Source organism: Wolbachia endosymbiont (group B) of Pilophorus perplexus (assembly GCF_964028155.1).
In the GTDB taxonomy this organism is placed as follows: Bacteria; Pseudomonadota; Alphaproteobacteria; order Rickettsiales; family Anaplasmataceae; genus Wolbachia.
Map to the genome: position 1 here is coordinate 1,363,724 of NZ_OZ034754.1, position 24,975 is coordinate 1,388,698.

The 24,975-nt window shown below is 33.9% G+C and carries 20 protein-coding genes and 1 tRNA gene; 18 read left to right on the plus strand and 3 right to left on the minus strand.

Annotated features, from left to right (window positions below; translation table 11 throughout):
• The first annotated feature begins 44 nt into the window (after positions 1–44).
• From ABWU28_RS06635 to rnc, 15 genes are all read left to right on the plus strand, one after another.
• Positions 45–1,346 (plus strand): sugar phosphate nucleotidyltransferase, encoded by a 1,302-nt coding sequence (locus tag ABWU28_RS06635; protein ID WP_353275184.1) that lies wholly within the window; start codon positions 45–47, stop codon positions 1,344–1,346.
• A gap of 116 nt (positions 1,347–1,462) precedes the next feature.
• Entirely contained in the window at positions 1,463–2,692 is a 1,230-nt protein-coding gene (locus tag ABWU28_RS06640; protein WP_353275185.1) for a lipoprotein-releasing ABC transporter permease subunit, read from the plus strand.
• A complete protein-coding gene (locus tag ABWU28_RS06645) occupies positions 2,685–3,416 on the plus strand; it encodes a hypothetical protein (RefSeq protein ID WP_007302451.1) in 732 nt (243 codons plus the stop codon). Before ABWU28_RS06640 ends, ABWU28_RS06645 begins: the two co-directional genes overlap by 8 nt.
• Positions 3,413–4,633 (plus strand): tetratricopeptide repeat protein, encoded by a 1,221-nt coding sequence (locus tag ABWU28_RS06650; protein ID WP_019236883.1) that lies wholly within the window; start codon positions 3,413–3,415, stop codon positions 4,631–4,633. The genes ABWU28_RS06645 and ABWU28_RS06650 overlap by 4 nt, the downstream gene beginning before the upstream one ends.
• Positions 4,634–4,799: 166 nt before the next feature.
• The gene (gene atpG / locus ABWU28_RS06655) at positions 4,800–5,672 is read left to right on the plus strand and encodes an ATP synthase F1 subunit gamma (protein WP_007302454.1); all 873 of its coding nucleotides are present in this window, start codon (positions 4,800–4,802) and stop codon (positions 5,670–5,672) included.
• A gap of 18 nt (positions 5,673–5,690) precedes the next feature.
• Positions 5,691–7,025: a TldD/PmbA family protein gene (locus tag ABWU28_RS06660; RefSeq protein WP_007302455.1), complete on the plus strand. Its 1,335-nt coding sequence runs from the start codon at positions 5,691–5,693 to the stop codon at positions 7,023–7,025.
• A gap of 174 nt (positions 7,026–7,199) precedes the next feature.
• Positions 7,200–7,451 carry a cold-shock protein gene (locus ABWU28_RS06665; RefSeq protein WP_007302456.1) on the plus strand — a complete coding sequence of 84 codons (252 nt, stop codon included), beginning with the start codon at positions 7,200–7,202 and terminating at the stop codon, positions 7,449–7,451.
• A 34-nt stretch (positions 7,452–7,485) separates the two neighbouring features.
• Positions 7,486–8,712 (plus strand): DEAD/DEAH box helicase, encoded by a 1,227-nt coding sequence (locus ABWU28_RS06670; RefSeq protein ID WP_012481988.1) that lies wholly within the window; start codon positions 7,486–7,488, stop codon positions 8,710–8,712.
• 297 nt (positions 8,713–9,009) lie between these two features.
• The gene (locus ABWU28_RS06675) at positions 9,010–11,289 is read left to right on the plus strand and encodes an AAA family ATPase (protein ID WP_007302458.1); all 2,280 of its coding nucleotides are present in this window, start codon (positions 9,010–9,012) and stop codon (positions 11,287–11,289) included.
• 56 nt (positions 11,290–11,345) lie between these two features.
• Positions 11,346–12,344 (plus strand): hypothetical protein, encoded by a 999-nt coding sequence (locus ABWU28_RS06680; RefSeq protein ID WP_007302459.1) that lies wholly within the window; start codon positions 11,346–11,348, stop codon positions 12,342–12,344.
• Between the two features lie 58 nt (positions 12,345–12,402).
• A complete protein-coding gene (locus tag ABWU28_RS06685; protein ID WP_007302460.1) occupies positions 12,403–13,293 on the plus strand; it encodes a class I fructose-bisphosphate aldolase in 891 nt (296 codons plus the stop codon).
• 5 nt (positions 13,294–13,298) lie between these two features.
• Positions 13,299–13,370 (plus strand) — tRNA-Cys (locus ABWU28_RS06690).
• A gap of 107 nt (positions 13,371–13,477) precedes the next feature.
• Positions 13,478–14,275, plus strand: a complete 798-nt coding sequence (locus tag ABWU28_RS06695; RefSeq protein ID WP_052264760.1) for a hypothetical protein — start codon at positions 13,478–13,480, stop codon at positions 14,273–14,275.
• Between the two features lie 72 nt (positions 14,276–14,347).
• On the plus strand, positions 14,348–15,415 hold the full coding sequence (locus ABWU28_RS06700; protein WP_007302462.1) for a quinone-dependent dihydroorotate dehydrogenase: 1,068 nt from the start codon (positions 14,348–14,350) through the stop codon (positions 15,413–15,415).
• A 92-nt stretch (positions 15,416–15,507) separates the two neighbouring features.
• Positions 15,508–16,200 carry a ribonuclease III gene (rnc, locus tag ABWU28_RS06705; protein WP_353275733.1) on the plus strand — a complete coding sequence of 231 codons (693 nt, stop codon included), beginning with the start codon at positions 15,508–15,510 and terminating at the stop codon, positions 16,198–16,200.
• Positions 16,201–16,252: 52 nt separating this feature from the next.
• On the opposite strand, the gene ABWU28_RS06710 is transcribed toward rnc, so the two are convergent.
• The 3 genes from ABWU28_RS06710 to ABWU28_RS06720 are packed head-to-tail and all read right to left on the minus strand — an operon-like array spanning position 16,253 to position 18,251.
• A complete protein-coding gene (locus ABWU28_RS06710) occupies positions 16,253–16,852 on the minus strand; it encodes an SCO family protein (RefSeq protein WP_007302464.1) in 600 nt (199 codons plus the stop codon).
• Positions 16,853–16,887: 35 nt separating this feature from the next.
• Complete coding sequence (gene dnaQ, locus ABWU28_RS06715; protein WP_007302465.1) at positions 16,888–17,592, minus strand: DNA polymerase III subunit epsilon; 705 nt, start codon at positions 17,590–17,592, stop codon at positions 16,888–16,890.
• Entirely contained in the window at positions 17,592–18,251 is a 660-nt protein-coding gene (locus tag ABWU28_RS06720; protein WP_007302466.1) for a Tim44/TimA family putative adaptor protein, read from the minus strand. Before ABWU28_RS06720 ends, dnaQ begins: the two co-directional genes overlap by 1 nt.
• Positions 18,252–18,415: 164 nt before the next feature.
• Here ABWU28_RS06720 and secB point away from each other — a divergent pair, with 164 nt between their 5' ends.
• The 3 genes from secB (at position 18,416) to putA (ending at position 24,809) form a co-directional block, all read left to right on the plus strand.
• Complete coding sequence (secB, locus tag ABWU28_RS06725; RefSeq protein WP_007302467.1) at positions 18,416–18,919, plus strand: protein-export chaperone SecB; 504 nt, start codon at positions 18,416–18,418, stop codon at positions 18,917–18,919.
• Positions 18,920–18,925: 6 nt separating this feature from the next.
• Entirely contained in the window at positions 18,926–21,547 is a 2,622-nt protein-coding gene (gene acnA / locus ABWU28_RS06730) for an aconitate hydratase AcnA (protein ID WP_052264762.1), read from the plus strand.
• A gap of 121 nt (positions 21,548–21,668) precedes the next feature.
• Entirely contained in the window at positions 21,669–24,809 is a 3,141-nt protein-coding gene (gene putA, locus ABWU28_RS06735) for a bifunctional proline dehydrogenase/L-glutamate gamma-semialdehyde dehydrogenase PutA (RefSeq protein WP_007302469.1), read from the plus strand.
• The last annotated feature ends 166 nt before the right edge of the window (positions 24,810–24,975 follow it).

Sequence of the window (24,975 nt, forward strand, 5' to 3'; positions counted from 1 at the left end):
CCGTTAGTATAAGATATTAATCAAATAATTAATATCTTAATTAAATGCGCCCTGTAATACTGTGTGGTGGTAGTGGCAGCAGACTTTGGCCTCTATCTAAGCCAAAGCAATTTCAGAAAATATTTAGTCAGAATACTATGTTTCACAACACTTTGTTGAGGCTAAAAGGCGATTATATGCCACCCATCATTACCACAAATATACAATATGAGTCATTATTGATGCAGGAATTACATGCATTACAAGAATGTAAAGTAGTTTTTGAACCAGTTAAAATTGGGACAGCGGCAGCAATACTAATTGCTGTGCTTCTCTGCGATAGGAACGAGACAATCTTAGTTCTGCCTTCAGACCATTTTATAGGTGATTTGAATAGTTTTTATGTTTCTATTGAGAAAGCGTCTAAGCTAGCCTCTGAAACTGACTCTATAGTCACTTTTGGGGTAAAGCCTCATGAATTCAATTCTGAATACGGCTATATAAATGCAGTATATGGTCAGAAAGAAAAATGTCATATAGTAAAAGATTTTACAGAAAAACCCGAGCGTAAGGTAAGTAATGATCATTATTGGAACTCTGGAATATTTGTGTTTAGAGCAAAACGCTATATAGATGAGATAAAAAAAATTGCTCCGACTCTCTATAATTTATGTTGTGAAAGTATGAAGCATTTTGTACCACGAGAGAGATTTCTGTATTTAGAACAGCAAAATTGTGCAGGAATGGGTGATACATCTATTGATCACCTAGTGATAGAAAAAGCAGAAAATATTGTAATGATAGAAGCCAATTTCGATTGGATGGATGTTGGCACTTGGGGTTCAGTTTTAGAGTTAAGTAAGAGATTTAATAAGAATTTTGAGTCGTTTCAAGCTGTAACCAAAGGAAGAGAGCCAGTTTTGATGACAGAAAATGATGCAAAAAATTTACTAGGTAGAGTTTATAAACGGCCAAGTAAGAGCCTAATGTTGTTCATTAATAAAGTTAAGGAAGTAAAGCCAATAAGGAAAGAGATTAAGCCATGGGGATTTTATAGTGTAGTTTTAATGGGCAAGGATTTTCTTATAAAATATCTTTTTATAAATCCACTAAGCTGCACTTCTAAGCAATTTCACCATTATAGAGATGAGTACCATATAATACTATCAGGAGTTGGATATGTTAGTTTAGATGACAAAACATATGCTATAACGAAAAATCATGTAATAGAGATTCCAAGGAAGGTGTTTCATAAAATTGAGAATAAAAGTACAAGATTTCCTCTTGAGATAGTTGAGTTTCAGGTAGGAAAGTTTTTATCTGATAATGATATAGTAAGATTGGACGATATATATGGAAGGTCTTAATATAGAATATTGAATATATTCTATAAGCTTGCTAAATTTAGACAACCTAATTTGAGGTAAAGGAAAAATTACAGTTATATGAAGCATAAAAAGTATGATATTTAAATCTTAGTATAATGTCTATTGCCTTTGAATTTACTATGGCTATTCGCTATTTGCGAGCAAAGAATTCTAGATTTTGCTCTATAATGGCCTTGTTTTCTATTATTGGTATTGCTCTTGGAGTTGCAACGCTAATAGTAGTAATGTCTGTAATGAATGGGTTCAGAGCAAAGCTGCTCGACTCTGTACTTGGCATTAATGGCCATATTAATGTTTACTTTGATAGAAGCATAAATTCAGATTACCACGCAGTGTTAAAATCTATTGAGAAAATCCCAGGTGTATTAAAAGCTACTTCTATGACCAATGATCAAGTGATCGTTGCAGCAAATGGTGGAATTGCAGGTAGTGTAGTTCGTGGTGTATCAGCTAAAGACTTATTTAATAACACTACCGTTACAAATAATGTGATTGTGGGTAATGTGGAAAAATTCGATGAAGGAGTAATAATAGGGGCACGATTGGCAGAAGCCTTGAATATTGATTATGGTGATAATATTATACTTGTATCTCCTGAAGGATTTGATGTATTGCTTGATGAAATGCCAAGAATGAAAGAATATAAAGTTGTAGCAATATTTGATATGGGTATGTTTGAGTACGATAATACCTTGATGTATATGCCCATGAAATCAGCTCAGGCTTTTTTTAATTATAAAGATAGTGTGAGAAATATAGAAGTGTTTATAGACGATATTGCTGCGGCTAATAAGCTAGCAAATGCTATAGTAGAAGAAACAGGAATGAAAGCTGAAAGTTGGCAGTCTCAGCAAAGCCATTATGTTAATGCTTTAAAGACTGAAAGAAATGTGATGTTTTTAATTCTCACTTTAATTATAGTTGTAGCAGCATTTAATATTGTTTCAAATTTGATGATGATAGTGCAAGAAAAGAAATCTGCAATTGCAATTATGCGTACGTTTGGTGCAACAAGCGGAAGCATTATGCGCATATTTTGTGCTTGTGGATTGCTGATTGGTTTTACAGGAACTTGTCTTGGCTCTATTATAGGGGTTGTTTTTTCTCTCAATATTGAAAGTATTAGAGTGTTTTTAGAAAACATTACCAACATCAAACTGTTTGATCCTATGATATACTTTTTTTCAAGTTTGCCAGTGATATTAGTCTCTCAAGATGTGATTAACATTTCTGCACTTGCATTGTTCTTATCATTTTTAGCGACAATTCCTCCTGCATTACAAGCAGCTGCTCAAGATCCTGTGGAGATATTACGTTATGAATGATACTTGGAGAAAATGCATAGGTTGGTTCTTAATTATATTGTTGTTTGTTAGCTATATTACAATAAATAACATAATATTTTTTAAAATAAATCAGCAAGAGAGTGAAAATAGTATAAGTATTGTAACGGAAAAGATAGATGAACTTAAAATGTTGCTTGAAGTTAATCAAATTAAGGTAGAGAAAAAGATATTTGATTTAAAGAGAAATCTGCACACTCAATGTGAGCAAGGTGACGGTAGTTCAAGACATAAGAACCTCGCAAAGTTGCTGCTACTTGTGATTAAGATGAAGAATTCGTTATTGCAAGAAGCCAAGTTTGATAATCATATAAATTCAATAAAGCCTTTGATATCAGAGCTTGACGATCCAGAAATAGAAAATGCAGTCAATGAATTGGAAAATTTGAAAGAGGTAGATACTTTATGCGGGTTGAAATTGTCTTTTGAGAAGAACATGACTGTTATTAACTACAATAAAAGTAACTTGTTTAAAAAAATCATTTCAAATTGGATAAAGATAGATGATCGTAGTGATCCACTCAGGTTAAAGCTTGCGGAAATTGAAGAATTAATAAGCGATAATGATTGGCAGAGCATAGCCACCGCAATAAGTGACTTAACATACCCAGAATTCAAACCATGGCTTAATAAATTGAATGATTTTATTGTAGCTTTCAAGAATACTTCAATAATATATCGTCACTTATTACAATACATCTCATGATTTATTTTATAATTTTTGCTTTTTCGTTTTTATTTGGCATATGGATCAAGGTAAGTGGTGAAGTAATAAAATTGGAATTAGGCAATTACACTATAAGTATTGATCTATATTTCGTTATTCTTGCTTGCGTAGTCTTATTATTTTTATTGATTGCAGTTGCACGTTTTTGTTCTTCTATTTCATCAACATTTGCTAACATAAAAAATAGAAGAAGAAGTAGGGAAGAATTGCTTCTCTTTGAAGCTTTCTTTAGCTTAGATTTAGGTAATATAGAGAACACCAATAAGCTAATTAAAAATCTAAATGAAGAAAGTGATAAATTATCTTTAGTAAAGCTCTTTAATTCAGGTAAAACGGGAAATTACAGCTTTTTCAGCCATAATTTAACGAGTATTGCAAGTAAAAATCGCAACTTAGCTCTACTTCTGATCAATAAACTGATTATTCACCTAAAGCAAGAAAGGTTAGTCTTTCAAAAATTTATAGAATATTGCTCTAGTTCAATTAATGATAAAATTTTGTCTATTCCCTTTCAAATAGAGCATTGTATATTGCAAGAAGATTGGATAAATGCAATTTCAAAGTTAAAGGAAGCTATCAAATTCAATATTTTTCTTCCCTTTGATCGTAAAAAGATGTTAGCGGTTTTTTATTGCGCTTTAGCAAAGCAATACGAAAGTAAAGGAAGTTTTTGCAAAGCTATAGATTATTTAGCTAAAGCACAAAGTTATTATGCAACTTTTCAGCCCATCAATTATTTAAAGGCAGAATTATATATCAAGCTTGAAAAAATCAGAAAAGCTTCCACAGTATTAGAGGAAGAGTATAGAGTAAATCCTACTCCTCAATCAGCTAGAATGTATATCAAGTTAAATAATAAAGGCGCTGAAAGACTATATAACTTACGCCCTGATTATTATTTTAGTTATTGCTTGCTTGCTTTGTCTTCAATTAGCTTAGGGAAATATGATCTTGCAAGTCAGCATTTAGATATTGCTATGAAAAAAGCTAATTACATATCAATCTACCTTGTTATGGTACAGCTCAAGATTATGCTACAAGAGTATGATCAAGCAATTTACTGGCTAAATAAGATGAACTCAGAAGCTGTGCCTGATCCAGGTTGGAAATGTGTTGATTGTAATAAAGAGCTAAAGCAATGGGATTATAAGTGCTCAAGTTGCAATAGTCTTAATTGTATTTACCTTATATTATAAGACTCCATAAGGTGTGATACTTTTACATCGAGATTGCTTTAATATAATCTTTATCTCAAAACAGTAAATCTGTGAGTTTCTTAGTTAGGTTTGATTCCAATGTCAAAAAAACTTGTTTTTAGACATTACCAGTTATATATTTTAATAAATTAGAATTATATATAAAATGAAGAGCTTAAAGGAATTATCCTTAAGAATTAAAAATATTAAGTCTGTGCAGAAAATCACGAAAATAATGCAAATGGTTTCTGCAGCAAAATTATTACAAAGCCAAAAGAAATTATCAAATTCAAAATTGCATATATCTAAGCTGCATAGCATTATTTCTTCACTAGCGCTATCAGCGGATCAAGAGTTACTAGCAAGAATTCTAAATATCAATAATGAAGATTCTTTCCTAGTATTTATTATTGCATCTGATCGTGGTTTATGTGGCAGCTTCAACTCCTCTGTTGTTAAATTTAGTCAGGAGCATATAAACAAATTAATTGCAAATGATAAGAAAGTAGACATTGTTTTTTTTGGTAAGAAAGCTTTTGAGACAGGCAAAAATAGATTTAATTCTAAAAATATCTTGAAGGTTGAAAATAGTAAGGGAATCACACTAAAGCGTGTGGAAGCCTTGGTTAGTGATATAGATCTAAGTAAATACAATAAAGTTAAGGTTTTTTACAGTAAATTCTATAATACCTTCATGCAAAAGCCAATATTAGAAACAATAAAACCATGGAGTAAAGACTCATTATTAATTGATAATTCTGTAGTTAGTCCTCTAACAGATTACAGCTATGAGTATGAACCACAAAATATTGAGTTTATTTTAAAATCTTTGACTCAAGATTATGTTACAGCTTCTCTTTATTCTGCTTTACTTGAAAGTGCAGCAAGTGAAAATAGTGCTAGGATGGTTGCTATGGAATCAGCAAACAGAAATACAAAAGAAATGCTAAATAAACTAGCATTACTTTATAATCGTTCTCGTCAAGCAGCAATTACAACTGATTTGATTGAAGTTATAGGTGGTGCAGAATCTTTATAGAAACTCAAGGAATGAAAAATGAATATATTAAATATTGCAGCAGATATCACTAAACTAATAAAAAAGCAGAATCAAGACGCAGAAGTTACAATATATGAAACTAATAAGACCTCGGTTTCTCAGCGTCTATCAAAAATTGAACAAATATCACAATCTAAAAACTGTACTGTCGGAATTAGAGCTATAGCAGGTAAGAACAAAGCTGCGTATATTTCCACAAACGATTTGAATAATCTTAGTAGTGCAGTGAGCCAAGTGGTGGAAATGGCAAAGAATGCCCAGGAAGATCCTTATATTAGTTTTGCTGTAGATGGCAGTAATTATATCTCTTCTGCAGATTTAAATATCTCAGATAATAATGTTGTAACAATTGATAACTTAAAAGAAATTACTGAAGCTACAGAAAATTCAGCTCTTGCACATAAAAATATTATTAATTCCGAAGGAGCTTCATCTTCACATACTTCAGTAAATACAGTATTATCAACCGTTTCTGGTTTTGTTGGTTCATTTAGTAAGTCAACTTTTGTTAATCAGGTTTCTGTTGTTGCTGGAGAAAAGAATGAAATGAAAATAGGCTACGATTACGATGTAGCATGCAACTTCAGTGATTTAAAAACACCGGAGTCAATAGGGAAAGAAGCAGCAAAAAGAGCAATAGATCAATTGGGTTCATGTACAATCAGGACAGGCAAATTTCCGGTTGTTTTTGAAAAAAGAGCAGCAAAAGAGCTAGTAAAGAGCTTTGCTTCTGCCATAAATGGTAGCAATATTGTAAATAATAGCTCTTTTTTGAGAAATAGTTTAAATAATCAAATTTTTAATACTGAGATTAGCATTATTGATGACCCATTGTTACCAAGGGGTATAACATCAAGACCGTTTGACGGGGAAGGAATAATGAGCAGAAGAAATGAATTTGTAAAAAATGGAGTACTGCAAAACTGGATTTTAGATCTATATTCGGCTAGGAAATTAAACTTGGAAACGACCGCAAATGCAACTCGTGCAAGTAATGCTGCAATTATTCCTTCAGCTAGTAATTTCTATTTCAAAAATGGTAATAGATCGTTTAAGGAATTAATTGAGGAAGTAAAAGAAGGAATATATGTAACTGATTTATTTGGTTTTGGTGTTAATTTAATCAATGGCGATTATAGTCAAGGTGCATGCGGATTTTTTATAGAAAATGGTAAAATAACGTATCCAATACACGAGATTACTGTTGCCGACAATTTGAAAAATATGTTTAGCAATTTAGTTGTTGCAAATGACCTAACTTTCTGTGGGCAGTTTAATTCACCAACGATTAAAGTTAGCGAAATGACAGTAGCAGGTTCACTTAGTGATTAAAAATTTTAGTTGCATTAAGTACAATAATTGTGTACTATTACTATGTAATGTTAAGAATAGACTATGGAGTATAGAAGTTTAGTTGCAGTAACTAAGCTTAAAGCATTCTAAATCGTAATTTCAAAGTTTTTCATCACATTAATAATGTTAGTTAGTAGTTTAGGAGTTATCCATATGGAATTTGGTAATATAAAATGGTTTAATGTTGAAAAAGGCTATGGTTTCATCAAGCCAGAAGGTAAAGGTGAGGACGTTTTTGTACATGTTAGTACATTAGAACGTTCAGGAATAAGACCTGATGAACTTCGAGGAGAGGATAAAAAGAGAGGAATGAAAGGGGAAAGAGTAAGTTATGAGCTTAAAGAAGAGCGTGGTAGGAACGGAGAAGATAAAAAGTCTGCAATAAATTTAAGATTGGAAGATTAGTCTATCGTGAAGCTTTTTAATAGGGTAATGTATTGTGAGTAATTTTCATGAAATGGGGCTTCCAACTTTGCTTAGGCAAGCTCTAAGTAAAAATAATCTTTGTGTTCCAACCCCGATTCAGGTGCAAGCGATTCCTCTAGCTCTTCAGGGCAAAGATATTCTTGGGTCTGCTCAAACGGGAACTGGAAAAACCTTAGCGTTTGCTATTCCACTGGTTGCTAAATTGATGAATGAGCCAAGCATTGGTTCAGCTTTAGTCATCGTGCCAACCAGAGAGCTTGCTCATCAGGTAACAAGTGAGATAAGAAAACTCTTATCTCAAAGTTCTTTACTAAGAGTTGCTTTGTTGATCGGAGGCGAGCCTATTTTTAGGCAGCTAAATCAGCTTCAGAAAAAACCACAAATTATAATAGGTACTCCTGGTCGTATTATAGACCATATTGAGCGTAAAACTTTAGTTACTCGGAATGTTGGTATTCTTGTGCTTGATGAGACGGATCGTATGTTTGATATGGGCTTTGGAATTCAGATTGAAGAAATTATGAAGCATTTGCCTAAAATAAGGCAAACTCTTATGTTTTCTGCAACTCTTCCTGGAGAAATAGTAAAACTTACTGAAAAATATCTTAATCAACCAGAGCGTGTTTCTGTCGATTGCCAGGCTACAACTTCTGTAAAAATTAAACAAGAAGTTGTTTATGCATCAGAATCAGAAAAATATGGCAAGCTTGTTACACAATTATGTCAGCGCAAAGGATCAATCATTATTTTTGTCAAAACAAAGCGAGGAGCGGATCAGCTAGCTGACAAATTGCACAAAGATGACTATAGCGCTTTGGCAATTCATGGTGATTTAAGGCAGCACAAGCGTGAAAGAGTCATTGATTCTTTTCGTCGTGGCCGCAATCAAATCATGGTTGCAACAGATGTTGCTTCTCGCGGTCTTGATATTCCGCACATTCAACATGTTATCAATTATGATGTACCACAATCGCAAGCTGATTATGTTCATCGTATAGGTAGAACTGCACGTGCGGGAGCTGAAGGATTTGCATTATCTTTTGTTACACCTCAAGATAAGAGAAGACTGCCTGCACTAGCAGATAAAGAAGGAGAGCCAAATTTTGATTGTAGTATGCAATCTCAAAAACGTAACAGCAAAAAGATCTTTAAAAGGCCAAGTACGTTAAAGGCTAAATACGGTAGAAAAAAGATCAATGTATTTAAGAAGAAAAGCAGAGTACTAGAAAAAGCGTATTAATGTACTTAACTATTCTTCTATTCTTTAAAAGCTCCAGTAAACTTGCTGCAAAGTGAAGTGATTGGAGGATGGTAGAAAGAATATATAGCTAGCCCAAATTAGATTTACCTACAATTTGATAATCTTAATTCTGCTGCTTATAACGTTTTGAGATTATCACAACGGTATAATGTTAGGCTGTGTGGACTATAATCTGTAGCTTAATTCAATTTGGCTACAACGAGCTGCTAGATTTCAGTTTTTTTAATAATTGTGTGCTACTAATTATATATAAATTTACACTTTTAAAGAGAATAGATGATTTCTAAAAATTTAGAGGCAAGTTTAAATAGAGCGTTACAGATTGCTTCTGATTGTAAGCTTAAATATGCAAAAGTGGAACATTTGTTGCTAGCATTAACCAAAGATGTGGATGTAAATTATGTTTTATCAAGATGTAACATCAGAGCTGGTGAAATCATAAATATAGATAATATTATATTAAGGAATGATCGTGGTAATAATGCAAAAGGTTTTTTACAAGACAACTCCGAATTAACTGTCAATAAAGTTGAGCCTGATGTGCTATTTCAACGCATAATACATAAAGCCATGATACGAGCTCATCGTCTGGGAAGAAAAGAAATAAATGGAGCAAGTATTCTATTAGAGATTCTGTCTGAGCAAGATTTATACATTGAAGAGCTATTATGCAAACAGAATGCAAAGGATTCTAATTTGATTTATAACATATCCAATATAAAATATTCAGGTGATATAGAAGAATATGTAACTAATCGCAAGATAAAACTTGATAAGAATAACGATATCTCTACTGTAGCAAATAAAGGTGAATTATTAAAAGATGAAGAAGTTCTACAAAATTATTGTAGAAATTTAAATGATTATGCAAGAAGCAAAAAAATAGATTATGTCATTGGTCGTGATTATGAATTAAATCGCACTATAGAAATCTTGCTAAGACGCAGAAAAAATAACCCTTTATATGTCGGAGAACCAGGTGTTGGTAAAACAACAATAGTTGAAGGCTTGGTATTGAAAATTATTGAAGGTAGTGTTCCGAGTGCACTGAGATCCAGCATAATTTATGCTTTGGATTTAGGATCACTTCTTGCAGGAACACGCTATAGAGGTGACTTCGAAGAGAGAATAAAATCTATAATAAAAGTAATTGAGGCAAAACCTGGCGCTATTCTTTTCATTGATGAAATACACACTATTATTGGAGCAGGTTCAACAAGTGGCAGCTTTCTTGATGCTGGCAATCTGCTCAAACCTGCACTTGCAAGAGGTGCGTTGCGTTGTATAGGTGCAACTACATATAGAGAATATAGCAATAGCTTTGAAAAGGATAAAGCATTAGCAAGGAGGTTTCAAAAAATTAATGTAAAAGAGTCTTCTATTAATGATACAGTAAAGATACTAGATGGTATAAAGCATTACTATGAAAGGTATCATGGAGTATATTACACGAAACATGCCATTAAATCTGCAGCTGAACTTTCACACAAGTATATTACTGGGCGAATATTACCTGATAAAGCAGTTGATGTTATAGATGAAGCAGGGGCATATTGTAAGTTACAAAAAAGCAGGCGAAAAATTATAAACAGTAGAGACATTAAGAGTACTATCGCTAGGATTACAAACGTACCTTGCGGGTTTGATGATATGCAAAGAGTAAAATCTTTGAAAGAAAATCTCAATAGGGCCATTTTTGGTCAAGAGCAAGCGATAGAGTTTCTCGTTAATTCTATTAAAATTGCTAAATCTGGTCTGAGAAGTTACAATAAACCCTTGGCAAAGTATCTTTTTGCAGGGCCAACTGGTGTAGGTAAGACTGAGCTTGCGAAGCAGCTAGCACAAAATATGGGTATGAACCTTATTCGGTTTGATATGTCTGAGTATATGGAACCTCACACAATATCTAGAATGATTGGTTCCCCTCCTGGATATGTGGGTTACGACCAAGGTGGATTGCTTACAGAATCTGTATCTAATAATCAATATAGCGTAGTACTTCTTGATGAAATTGAGAAAGCTCATAGTGATATTTATAATATATTACTACAAATCATGGATTATGGTTGTGTTACAGACACTTACGGACGTAAGGTTAATTTTTCCAATACGATTTTAATTATGACAACCAATGCAGGGGCATTTGAACGTAACAAAAGTTCTATTGGCTTTGGGTATAAAAACTTTAACATCAGTGACAGCGAAAAAGCAATGGAACGGGTTTTTAGCCCCGAATTTCGTAATCGTCTTGATGCAGTCATTTCCTTTTCTGATTTGGATGCGGATGTCATTTTGCACATTGTGGATAAATTTATTCAGGAATTAAAAAAACAACTTGTGCAAAAGGGTATAAGCTGCTCAGTGGAAGAAGAAGTAAAGTCTTATCTTGCGCAAACAGGTTATAGCAAAGAAATGGGAGCACGCCCAATAGAGAGGCTGATTGAAAAAGAGATAAAAAGTCATTTGGCTGAAGAAATACTGAATCGTCGATTAATTAAAGGAAAGAAATTAAGGATTTATATTGGTAAACACGGAATTGCTTTTGATATAGTTTAAATTCTTGCTTGAGTATTAAATTTGTAGTATAGTCACTATTTTTTAATGAGGCTATAGTGGCAAGTTTAACCAGAAATCAATATTACAGTAATCAAGATTTACGGAATTTATTTTCAAGGCTGGGAATAAAAGCGGAAGAAGTAATAAGCCAGGAGTTTGATGATGTACTTAAGTTAGTTGAGCGGCGCTTTAGAAGAGCTTCATTAAAATGTCACCCTGATAAAGTAGTAGGAGAGAAAGAGAAAAAAATAGCTGAAGAAAAGTTTAAAAAACTTAGTGCAGATAAAGATAAGCTAGAGAAATATCTTAACGACTTAAAAGCAGCTGGCATATCTATAACATTACAGCGAGAAGTGCAGGAAAAACAAAGGAGAATCAATGAGATTCTATTGCGTAGAGAGAAAGCTGTGAATAGAGCATGTTTATTTTTTATATTAGCAAATGTGGTACTTGGTCCGTCGCCTCAAGTCAAATATTGCTTATCACAACTTGCTAACAGTGGCAAAGTGCAAAATATTGCTTATAAATTTTATGCATTCAGCATTGGAGTTTGGCCATGGTTATTTATTATATCCTTTTGTAGTATTATCTATGCAGCAAGTAAACAAAGAGGCTCACAAGAAGGAAATCTAGATAGGTTAAATAGAAGATACAATCTACTTATTGCTGCTGATAATTATGTAATATGTATATCAGCAGCGTTTGCTGTATGCAGTTTAATGTCGGAAGTTGCACAAAATGGCTGGCCTGTTCAATATGGAACGATGCTAATAGCTAATTTAGCATTAGATTTATTACTTATTGCTTTACTTAGGACTTTTGTGAAAGCTTTTGAACTATATGGTGAATACTGTACCCAGTGTTTATATGAAGAAGATGCGGAATTTAGTTATAAAGAAAAATTTGCATGGTATGACTACAAATTAGTACTTATGCCGCTCGTTCTTCCTATTGTTAAAATGTATTTTGAAGATTTAGTTCAAGAAAAACCACAACAGCATACTACTGATCCTAAAGTTACACCTTTAAATATAGGCGTAGGAACAAGAGCATAAAAAGGTCTTTGCTTCAACTATAGTTTTTGCTACACTTTGAGTAAATTTGAAGATATTAATGAGTGAAGAAGTAAAACAAATCCTAAGTTACTACGAAAGTGAAAACCCTGGAGTAAAAGCGAATCTTACTCGCATTCTTATGCATGGGAAACTTGGTGGAACTGGCAAGTTAGTAATTCTCCCTGTAGACCAGGGATTTGAGCACGGACCAATAAAAAGTTTTGAAGTTAACCCTGATGCTTACGATCCACATTATCATTTTCAGCTTGCAGTTGATTCAGGAGTAAGTGCATACGCTGCTCCGCTTGGTATGATCGAAGCTGGTGCTTCAACTTATGCTGGAATGCTACCACTTATTTTGAAGCTTAATAGCGCTAACTCTTTGCACTCAAAAAGCTTAACTTCAGATCAAGCAATAACTGCCTCTGTAAAAGATGCGCTGCGTTTGGGCTGCATGGCTGTTGGGTTTACTATATATCCTGGTTCTGCTAAGTGTTTTGATATGATGGAAGAAGCTCGCAAAATTATAGCTGAGGCTAAATCTTGTGGCCTTGTTGTAGTGCTATGGTCTTATCCACGTGGTGAAGGGGTTTCCAAAGAAGGTGAAACAGCAGTTGATGTGATTGCCTATGCTGCGCATATAGCGGCTTTGCTCGGTGCCAACATAATAAAAGTAAAACTTCCAACCAATCATCTGGAAAGAGAAAAAATAGAAAATATTGAATCATTATCTAAAAGAATTGAATATATTAAAAAGTCTTGCTTTGCAGGAAAAAGAATAGTAGTTTTCTCTGGTGGTGAGTCAAAGTCAGTGGATGATATATACAATGAGGCAAAAGAAATTAAGCAAGGTGGTGGTAATGGTTCAATTATCGGGCGCAACACTTTTCAAAGAAAAAAAGAGGATGCTTTATCTATGCTAAAAGATATAATTAATATCTACGCATAAAAAACGGCTGGGTGGCAGAATGGCTTATGCGGAGGACTGCAAATCCTTTTATACCGGTTCAATTCCGGTCCCGGCCTCTTACTCCAATTAGATCGTTTTTTCTTCTCAAATTTTAACAAGAAGTGTGGCTTTTAATGAAATATTTAAAAAAATAAGATACTATATTCAAAATATAAGCAGTAAAATGCCAAAGAGATTAACAGAAGTTTTATTATTGATTGGTTTGCCCTTCTTGCTTACCAGTTGCACTTTTCACTATTTATTAAAGAGCTCGTATACTCATCTTGCACCAGAAAAGTACCCTTCATCCAACAAACAGCCGGTTTACGTCGGTACAGCTTACAGTGCACAGACTATATATAATGCGTTATTTAATGACTTTCTGTTAATAGGTAAGTCATCATTCACAGCCAAACATGGGCGTGCTAGTCAATATGTTAACTATGGAAGAGAAGTTGGAGCAGATGTGATAATCGTATCATTTCAAAATATGCAAAAGGATAAAGAGCATTTTAGCATCACAGAAAAACTATTATGGGACACAAGCTTAACAACATTTCATACAAGGACCATTATAAACTTTGATCAGGACGTACTCTTTCTAAAAAAGGTAGGTGATGCAAAAGCTCCATGGGAATATGTCAAAGGAGAGTTCAAGCTTCACGAAAAAGACGATACTGATCCATATCTAGGGAATTGGGTAGGGTATAGAATATGCGAGATTGCAATATCTTCTTCAGAAGATGAATACTTAGGATTTGTAAATGAAGATAATTGTAAAGAAAAATCTGGAATAAATAAGATGCTTGCTTGGAAAAATGGGGATGTAAGGTTGCGGATTAATAAACAATCAAAACAGGGATTTTATTTAAATCGAAATAAGATTCCTATACTAATAAAATCTCAAATTAACAAATTTGGCTACCTCGAATTAGTAGATGAAAATACTGATCAAGTTCTGGTTTCCCTTCAGAAAAATTAGTTTTTACTACCCATAGAAACTATATACTTACTATTTTGATAAACCTCAAGCTTTCTAAGTTATTCTTGTTGCATGGTAAAAAATAAACTAAAAATAAGCAAAGTGTTTTACAAAATGATATTACGTAATTTATTGTTTTTACTGCCGCCTGAAATCGCTCACTCCTTGGTAATAACGGCGTTAAAAAAGATGCCCTGTAGGAAACCTATAGAACTACCTAAGTCTTTAAATGTAAACTTTTTTGGTAATAAAATTAGGAGTCCTGTAGGTCTTGCTGCAGGTTTTGATAAAAATGCGGAAGTTGTAAAGCCGATGCTCTCATTTGGTTTTGGATTTATTGAGGCTGGTACTGTAACTAAACATCCCCAATATGGAAACAAAAAACCGAGAATTTTTCGATTAATTAAAGATGAAGGAATAATTAATAGATTGGGATTTAATAATAAAGGAGTAGACTATTTTCTTAAACAGATAAGTGAAACTAAACTTGGTAATTGTATTTTTGGTATAAATATAGGAAGAAACAGTACATCAAAGGACCAAATCAGCGATTATGTTGACTTAATAAAGATAGTATATGGAAAGAGCAATTATATAGTACTGAACATCTCATCCCCAAACACACCTAACTTGCGCGATTTGCACAATAAACAAGAATTATCCAAATTGTTGAAATCTATCACTCTAACCCGGAAATCAATCGATAGCTCTGAATCCATACCGATAATATTAAAAATTTCTCCAGATATAGATCAGCAAACAAAAGAAAATATCGCTGAGCTTACACTAGAATATAAAATTGACGGCTTAATAGTAAGCAACACTACGATAAGTCGAGATTCTTACTATAATGAGAGTGGTGGGTTGAGCGGCAGGCCATTATTTCAACTTTCAACCGAGTTATTGAGTGACATGTACAAGCTTACTAAAAGCAGAATTCTATTGATAGGATGCGGAGGAATTTCAAGTGGTGTTGATGCATATGAAAAAATAAAGGCAGGAGCCTCTTTAGTACAACTGTACACTGCTCTTGTATACCAGGGGCATCAAGTTGTGAACAAAATCAATCTGGAGCTTGCAGAATTGGTAAAAAGAGATGGATTTAGTAACATTACTGAAGCAGTGGGTTGTATACATTAATTTTGGAAGTTATTGATATTGTTTTAGTAAAGTAGAGCTAACTTTTTAGTGTAGAGGTATGATAGAGAGTGCTTTTCTATTGAATGATTAATATGAGAGTTTTGAACGATACAATATCTAAAGTTATTAATTATAAATTTACAGATTATGCAATATTAGAAGAGGCATTAACCCACCCAAGCGTAAATAAGAGAAATAGCGAAGACCAGGTTGTAAGCTACGAAAGGCTAGAGTTTTTGGGCGATAGTGTTTTGAATATGGTTGTGTCTGTTATGCTGTTTAAAATGTTTCCTGAAGAAAAAGAAGGAGCATTGGCAAAAAGAAAAACGGATTTAGTTTGTGGCAGTACCATTGCTAATGTTGCTAAAGAAATAGAGTTAGGTAACTTTATTATCATGAATAATAGTGAACGTTGTAACGGAGGAAAATGTAACTTAAAAAATTTAGAAAATTCGCTTGAAGCACTAATAGGTGCAATTTATATTGACGGCGGACTTGAGAGTGTTGAGAAATTTATTATCCGACATTGGGAAAAGCTAGCTAAGGACATCCTCGATCCTCCTCAAGATCCTAAAACTTCACTGCAAGAATGGATTCAGAGAAATAAATTACCTTTACCGAAGTATGAGCTTGTAAAACAAACTGGACCAGCACACAATCCTGAATTTACTATATCAGTTTGCATAGAGAGTTATGACAAAGTTTCTGCATGCGCTCCTAGTAAGAAAATTGCTGAACAAAAAGCTGCTGAGTTGATCCTAGAAAAAATTAAAAAAACGACTTAGTTTAATCAAAATAGCTGTTAGCATAAATTTAAAGTAAGCTAAGCTCTTTAGTTCAGCTTACATATTTTTTTATCTCAGCCAGAATCTTATCAGATTGACTTTCATCTGAATTTAAATCAGCTACAAAGTGTGTGACATATTTTCCTTCAGGGCTAATAAGGTATATCATTGAAGAATGGTTAATTTCCTCTTCTCCATCTACTTTACTTGCATATACTTTATACTTTGCAACTACTTCATCTATTTTTTGTCTTTCACCAGTGAGCATTTGTATTCTATGGTCAAATTGCTGCTGAAATTCTTTAAGCCTTTCTGTATTATCGCGCTCAGGATCAACTGTGATAAAAAATGTTTGTAGCTTGTTGTCAGTTTTCTCGTCTAACTTTGCAAGTGTTTCTGAAATTATTCCAAGGTTCATAGGGCAAATTCTTTTACATGAGGAAAATCCAAAAAAAATCATCATATACTTATCTTTGAAATCACTACTGCGTACTATTTGCCCGTTTTGGTTAATCAAAGAAAAATCCCCACCTATTTTAATTTCTGTATTTTGTGAAACAAATATGCCTTGCTTAGTAAAATAACAATAACCTAAGAAGATAGCTGCTACTGTTATTAGCAAACTAGACAATAACCTTATAAACTTTATCATTAAAGCGTTTCCAATAAAGTTAAATCATATATTGATTAGTTGATTGATTCAATATATTCCTTCCAAAGTGGGTTGTTAATTTTATCTAACAATTTCTTATGCTCATCAATTTCTTTAATACTTGGTGAATGTTCTCTGCGAGCTAAATTACGCACTTTATGTTGAATAAACGTAGAGTTATTGTCCTGAGCACATTCATTATTAAATAAAAAGGTTTGCAATCCTCCTGTAAGCTCAACATAGACCTTTGCAAGCAATTGAGCATCAACTAATGCTCCGTGTAACTCTCTACCTTCTAGCGATATATCAAAACGCTTGCATAATGCATTTAAAGAAGCAGGTGATCCTACAAACTTTTTTCTTGCAAGTGGTAATGTATCTAGCACTCTATCTGAGGAAATTAACCCAGCATTTAACTTGCCTAACTCCATATTAAGGAACTTAACATCGAATTCAGCATTATGAATCACCAAAATGTCATTGGATATGAAGTCAAGAAATTCAAGTGCAACATCTGAGAATAGTGGTTTATCTTCCAAAAATTCCTCACTAATACCATGAATCTTAAATGAGTGGTAAGGTATATCTCTTTCTGGATTGAGATATCGATGAAATGTTTTACCTGTTGGAATACGATTAATTAGTTCTACACATCCTATCTCAATAATTCGATGTCCAGATTTAGTATCAAGACCTGTAGTTTCAGTATCAAGTACTATTTCTCGTAGCCTACTTTTCATCAGTTGTCATTTGTTGTTAAATTTTTATCAGTACTTGCCTTCTTATAGTTAATAGAAACAAGTAACCAAGTTAGATCTGATGAATTAATATTTTTTTTGAATTGCCATACATCTTCAACTTTGTTAATAGTAGACATGCTACCTGATGTGATGTTTCCTTCGTTATTCTTAACGAAGTTAATTTGCTCTGAAAGGAAATATACTGCAATAAATATTACGTTTTTTACTAACTTTATTTCTAAGATCTTTTGTGAAACGATAGAAACAATTATGGACTCATGTGTCTCTTTACGATGTTTAATCTTATCCACAAAACTGTTATATAAGTCTTTGTCCAGAAGGGATTTTAATTGAGGTAAATTTCCTTGGTTAAAATATTTTATTATTAATTCAAAAGCTATGCTTGAACCTTCTATAAAATTGGAAATAGAAAACTCTTTGTTTTTTTGTAATATTTGTTCATAAGTAGTTTCTATTGAACTTTTGTCGTTGCTATAAATATAATCTTCGATATTTTCTACCACATCTTCTTTACTTTGACTTACATCCAATACACCTGTTAGCTTTTTTAGGTTGAGACTGGCTGATCTTCCTAAAGAATTATATAAGCGTGAAAAAATAAACGCCGCTAGTAAAGCATATATTACAAGCTCTATCATGGTAACTTAACTCCTTGATATATAAAGTATCTAAATATTATTAATTATTGATAAAAATATGTTTTTCATATTAACCTATAGTTAGGTTTACTATTCATTTGTAAATGAATATATTATATAAGAAAGTATTAAACATCTCAACTTAATTAAAGGAGACGTAAGAAATGTCACAACACAAAATGAAAATTCATGGTCAGTATGTCAAAGATTTTTCGTTTGAGAATCCAAATTCGCCATTCCTTCCTTCTAGTAAAGCTCCTGATATTAATGTAATGGTTAATATTAATTCAGCAAAATTAGAAGGAACAGAAAATAAAAAAGGAATAAGTGAAGAAAAGCCTTTTCATGAAATTACTTTGCATATAGAAGCCAAAGCAACGGTAAAAGATGAAGATGTAAAAGATGATATAGCTTTCATTTGCGAGGTAAAGTATTGCGGTATTTTTTCAATAGAAAATTTTACAGAGCTAAGTGAGGAAGAGGTGAGACAAGCTTTATTTATTGGTGGACCTACTTTTCTTTTCCCTTTTGCAAGAGAAATAATTGCAAGAACTACAAGTAGTGGTGGGTTTCCTCCACTTATGCTAGATCCTATAGATTTTGAAACTATGTATCAGCAGCAAAGTCAACAACAAAAAAGTAGCGCTAGTAATTCCAATTTTAACTAATACAGGATGAACAATTCTTTAAATGCAAAGACGACTTTAAATATTGATGGAAGGTTATATAACTACTTTAACCTAAGTAACGCTGGTAAATTTTTAGGAGTAAATTTAACAAAATTGCCTTGTTCACTCAAGGTATTGCTTGAAAATTTATTGCGCAACGAAGATGGAGTAAGCGTTAAATTAGATGACATAAAGATATTAGCAAATTGCGTCAAGAAACACATTAATCACGAAATTAGCTACAAGCCAGCAAGGGTTTTGATGCAGGATTTCACAGGAGTTCCTGCTGTCGTTGACTTAGCTTCAATGCGTAATTATGTGAAGAAAAACGGAGGTAACCCCAGCAAAATAAATCCATCTGTACCTGTTGATCTTGTGATCGATCACTCTGTTCAAGTAGATAGTTACGGAAGCACTTCTGCATTTGGTAAAAACGTTGCACTGGAAGTAAAAAGAAATTTGGAGAGGTATCAATTCTTAAAATGGGGAGAGTCATCCTTCACAAATTTTAGAGTAGTGCCACCAGGTACTGGAATTTGCCACCAAGTGAATCTTGAATATTTAGCGCAAGTTGTATGTAACGATAGCGGAGTTCTATATCCAGATACCTTAGTCGGTACAGATAGTCACACTACTATGGTAAATGGTTTATCGGTTCTTGGTTGGGGTGTTGGTGGAATAGAAGCTGAGTCTGTGATGCTTGGTCAACCAATTAGTATGGTAATTCCAGAAGTAGTAGGATTTAAATTAATAGGAAGACTTTCAGAGGGAGTAACAGCAACTGATCTAGTGCTAACGATTACTAATATCCTGAGAACAAAAGGCGTTGTTGGCAGATTTGTGGAATTTTATGGTGATGGCTTAGATTGTTTATCTTTGGCAGATAGAGCAACCATAGCTAATATGGCTCCAGAGTATGGTGCAACTTGTGGATTCTTTCCAATTGATCAGAAGACACTAGATTATTTAAACTTAACCGGAAGGCCAAAAGAGTTGGTTAAATTAGCTGAAGTCTATGCAAAAGAACAAGGGCTGTGGCGTAGTAATGAAGAATTGGCGTTCTTTGACACACTGAAGCTTGATTTATCAAGCGTAAAGCCAGTGATGGCTGGTCCTAAAAGACCACAGGATAAGATTTTCCTTTCAGAAGTAGCGGAATCTTTTTCTACATCTTTTCCTATTAATGAGACAAACAGACCTCCGTTGGAACCTATCTATGGCGATCAGCTCCAGAGTGGCAGCGTAGTGATTGCAGCAATAACAAGCTGCACTAACACCTCAAATCCAAGTGTGATGATTGCTGCAGGTCTTGTAGCTCGTAATGCAATTAAACTTGGATTAAAATCAAAGCCTTGGGTTAAAACTTCTCTTGCTCCAGGGTCACAAGTTGTGACAGAATATTTAGAAAAGTCTGGATTGCAGGTAGATCTAAATGCTTTGGGTTTTAATCTAGTTGGATATGGCTGCACAACTTGCATTGGAAATTCTGGTCCACTTAATAAGGATATAGAGGATGATATAAAAAACAAAAACTTAACTGTTGCTGCAGTTTTGTCTGGCAATCGTAACTTTGAAGGAAGAATTCATCCGTTAGTCAAAGCTAATTACTTGGCATCTCCGCCACTTATTGTTGCATATGCACTTGCAGGCACTGTGCAAATTGATTTGACAAAAGATTCAATATGCAAAGATAAGAATGGAAATGATGTCTATCTCAAAGATATATGGCCAACAAATAATGAAGTTGAGAGCTGTGTTAAAAGTGTTGTGACGCGTGAAATGTTCATACAAAAGTATAAGGATGTTTTTTCTGGTGATGAGCATTGGCAAAAGATAAAGTGTGAGAAAGGTGAAATCTATGATTGGGACACGAAAAGCACTTATATACAAAACCCTCCCTATTTTGATAATTTATCGACTAAGAACAATGGAAGCAACATAGTTGATATAAAGAATGCGCAAATACTAGCGATGTTTGGCGATAGCGTCACTACCGACCACATTTCCCCTGCTGGAAATATTGCCTCAAATAGTCCTGCAGGCATATATTTAAAAGGTCTTGGAGTTGAACCGCAAGATTTCAATTCATATGGATCTCGCCGCGGTAACCACAACGTAATGATGCGTGGAACCTTTGCTAATATCAGAATAAGAAATAAAATGGTGAGCGCTGAGGGTGGCTATACAAAACATATTCCTTCTCAAGAAACTATGTCAATTTTTGATGCAGCAATGCAATATAAAAGAGAAGCTGTTCCATTAGTTGTCATTGCAGGAAAAGAATATGGTACAGGTTCAAGTAGGGATTGGGCAGCAAAGGGTACTGCATTACTGGGAATTAAAGCTGTGATTGCAGAAAGTTTTGAACGCATACATAGGTCCAACTTGGTCGGCATGGGTGTTCTTCCACTTATATTCCAAAATGGAATAACCAGAAAGATATTTGATGGTAGTGAGATAATAAGCATAAAAGGTGAAATAGTATCAAATGGAAATCTAGAATGTATCATTAAAAGACAGGATAATTCAAAGCAATCAATACAACTCAAATGCTGTGTACAAACCGCAACTGAGATTAAATACTTAATGAGTGGTGGAGTGTTAAGCTACATACTTCTTTCGACTTAGTAAAAGTAAGTACTAGACTTCTTTTAGCTCCAGCCCTGGTCCTTTTAAATAATGATTTGTTCTATGCGAAGTTATGATATAATTTTACCTTACATATAGTAAAGGTGTTTTATAGATAATTATGATTAGCTCTATACAAGAACCTAATGAACTCAGAAAACGTTTACAAGGATTTTATCGTACTGATGAAAAAAGCTGTGTACGTTATCTTGTAGAAAAAGTAGAACTTTCGGTTGATTCGAAAAACAGAATTTACAATATTGCAAAACAAATTGTCGAAAAGATTAGAGGTAGTAAATTAGGCATTATAGATTCTTTTATACAACAGTACTCACTTTCTAATGATGAAGGAGTAGCACTAATGTGTCTTGCTGAATCATTACTTAGAATACCAGACGATTACACAATAGATGAATTGATCAAAGATAAAATTGCCAACCAAGAATGGAATAAACACTTGGGGCGTTCCTCTTCATTGTTTGTTAATGCTTCTACATGGAGTTTAATTATAGGAAGCAGTATATTAAGAAACAATGAAGAGGATTCAAAATTCTATAACATAATTTCCAGGTTATTGAAAAATTTAGGAGAGCCAATAATTCGCAAAGCGGTAAAACAAGCAATATCCATTCTTGGCAAGCATTTTATTGTTGGAGAAACTATAGAAAAAGCATTGGAAAGTGTGAAATCAGATGACTACAGTAAGTATTTATGCTCTTTTGATATGCTTGGTGAATCTGCTTGCACAGTTGAGGATGCGGAAGAGTATTTTAATTTATACATGCATGCAATAAAAGCCATAGGTGAATCTGCTGACATAAATGATTGCTTTAAATCTCAGGGGGTTTCAATCAAATTGTCTTCGCTGCACTCACGTTATGAATTTAGCCAATTTGATAATATGGCTGAAGAACTGAGAACTAAAGTACTGGAACTTTGTCATGAAGCAAAAAAGTATAATATTTCATTGTGTATAGATGCAGAAGAATCAGAAAGGCTTGAGATGTCGCTCGTGTTATTTGAACAGTTGCGTCTTGATGAGTCACTTTCTGAGTGGGAAGGGCTTGGTCTAGCTGTGCAAGCGTATCAAAAACGTGCTTTGTCTGTTCTTGATTTTGTTGAAGATGTTGCCATTCGATCAAAGCATAAGGTTATGGTGAGACTTGTGAAAGGAGCATATTGGGACTCGGAAATCAAGCGCACACAAGAATTAGGGTTAATTGGTTATCCGGTGTTTACTAGAAAAAGCCACACAGATGTATGCTACCTTGCCTGTGCGCAGAAACTTTTAAGCAAAGAGAATCACTTTTATCCATGTTTTGGAACTCATAATGCTTATACTTTTGCTACTATAATAGAGCTTGCCGATAAAAATCATCCTGGGTTTGAGTTTCAGCGCTTACATGGAATGGGTAAAAGTTTGTATGATTATGCAATTTCAGAACTTGCAACAAGCATCAATTGTCGTATATATGCACCAGTTGGTAAACATAGTGATTTATTGCCATACCTTATTAGGCGTCTTCTTGAAAATGGAGCTAATAGCTCGTTTGTCAATCAAGTAAATGATTCTGACGTTAAAATTGAAGAATTAGTCTCAGATCCATTAGAAAAAGTAAAAAGCTTAGAATATGAGCCTCATCCAAGCATTCCGTTGCCACGAGATATTTTTGGAGAGGAAAGAAAAAACTCCTTGGGAATGGATATTAGCGATTCAATTGCAGTTTCACAATTTGCAAATGATGTAAGGGAATTTAGTGAAAAGAAATGGCAGGTTGGCCCAATAATTGATGGAGAGTCGTTTCTTGACAGTGCGGAATTTACCGAAGTAGTGAATCCTGCACATTTGGAAAATGTAATTGGGGAAGTGTCAAGTGCAACAAGTGCTCATGCTTTAAATGCTCTTGAAATAGCACATAGTGCTTTTACTAAGTGGCAGAATGTTTCAGCAGAAGAGCGCGCTAAATGCCTTGAAAAAGCTGCAGATTTGCTTGAGGAAAGGATGAAAGAGTTAATTTATATTCTGATTGTAGAAGCAGGAAAAATTTTATCCGATGCAATAGCAGAAGTAAGAGAGGCAATCGACTTTTTGCGCTATTATGCAATGATAGCAAAAAATGAACTGAATGACTGGAAAAAATTGCCAGGTCCAACAGGTGAAGATAACTTCATCTTTTTTGAAGGCAGAGGAGTTTTCTTATGCATATCACCGTGGAATTTTCCACTCGCTATCTTCATTGGACAGGTTTCAGCTGCACTTGCAGCAGGTAATGCAGTGCTGGCAAAACCGGCAGAGCAAACGCCGATTATTGCCTATGAAGCCGTTAAGATACTACACGAAGCTGGAATACCAAAAAATGTGCTACACCTTATTCCAGGGGATGGTTGGTATTTAGGTAAAACATTAGTACCAGATAATAGAATTTCCGGTGTAGCTTTTACTGGTTCAACACAAACTGCTCAAATAATTAATCGAATGCTTGCTAGTAGAGATGGTCCTATTGTGCCACTTATCGCTGAGACTGGTGGATTAAATGCTATGATTGTTGATAGTTCTGCTCTTTTAGAGCAGGTAACTAAGGATGTTTTAATTTCTGCATTTCGCAGTGGCGGTCAACGTTGTTCTGCTCTCAGAGTGCTATTTATTCAAGAAGATATAGCAGAAAAACAGGTAAAAATGATATGCAATGCAGCTCAAGAACTAAAGATAGGTGACCCAATACAACTGAGCACAGATATTGGTCCAATAATTGACAAAGCATCTATTGATATGCTCACTAAACATACGGAAAAAATATCAAGGGATGAAGATTCAAACCTTTTGTTCAAGGTACCAATGGATACAAATTCTTATAATGGTTATTTCTTTCCTCCGTACATTTATGAGATACAAAAAATTTCGCAATTAAAGCAAGAAGTGTTTGGGCCTATTTTACATATCATACGTTTTAATAAGTCGCAGTTAAATGAAGTTATAAGTGATATAAACAATACAGGATATGGACTTACGTTTTCTTTGCAAAGCCGTGTACAAAGTCAGATCGCTTTAATAAGCAAGAAAATATCAGTTGGAAATGTATACATCAATCGCAATCAAATAGGTGCAGCAGTTGGAACACAACCATTTGGCGGTAGAGGACTGTCAGGTACCGGACCAAAAGCTGGTGGTCCTAATTATCTGCAACGTTTTTCTATAGAAAAGGTTGTAAGTGTAAACACTACAGCATGTGGCGGTAACATTAAACTTGCGTGTTTGGATTGATTTGCAATTTCTAAATTGGAAGTCCGTGCAGTTGTGTATGCAGTACTAAAACCTAAAACTCATACATTGAAAGGATAGTTGTGATTCTAATGAGGCTTCAAAGAAAGTCTTGTCTTTAATAAAAGAAAAAGGTTGCTATAATTCTGATAAAAGCACTATAAACAAA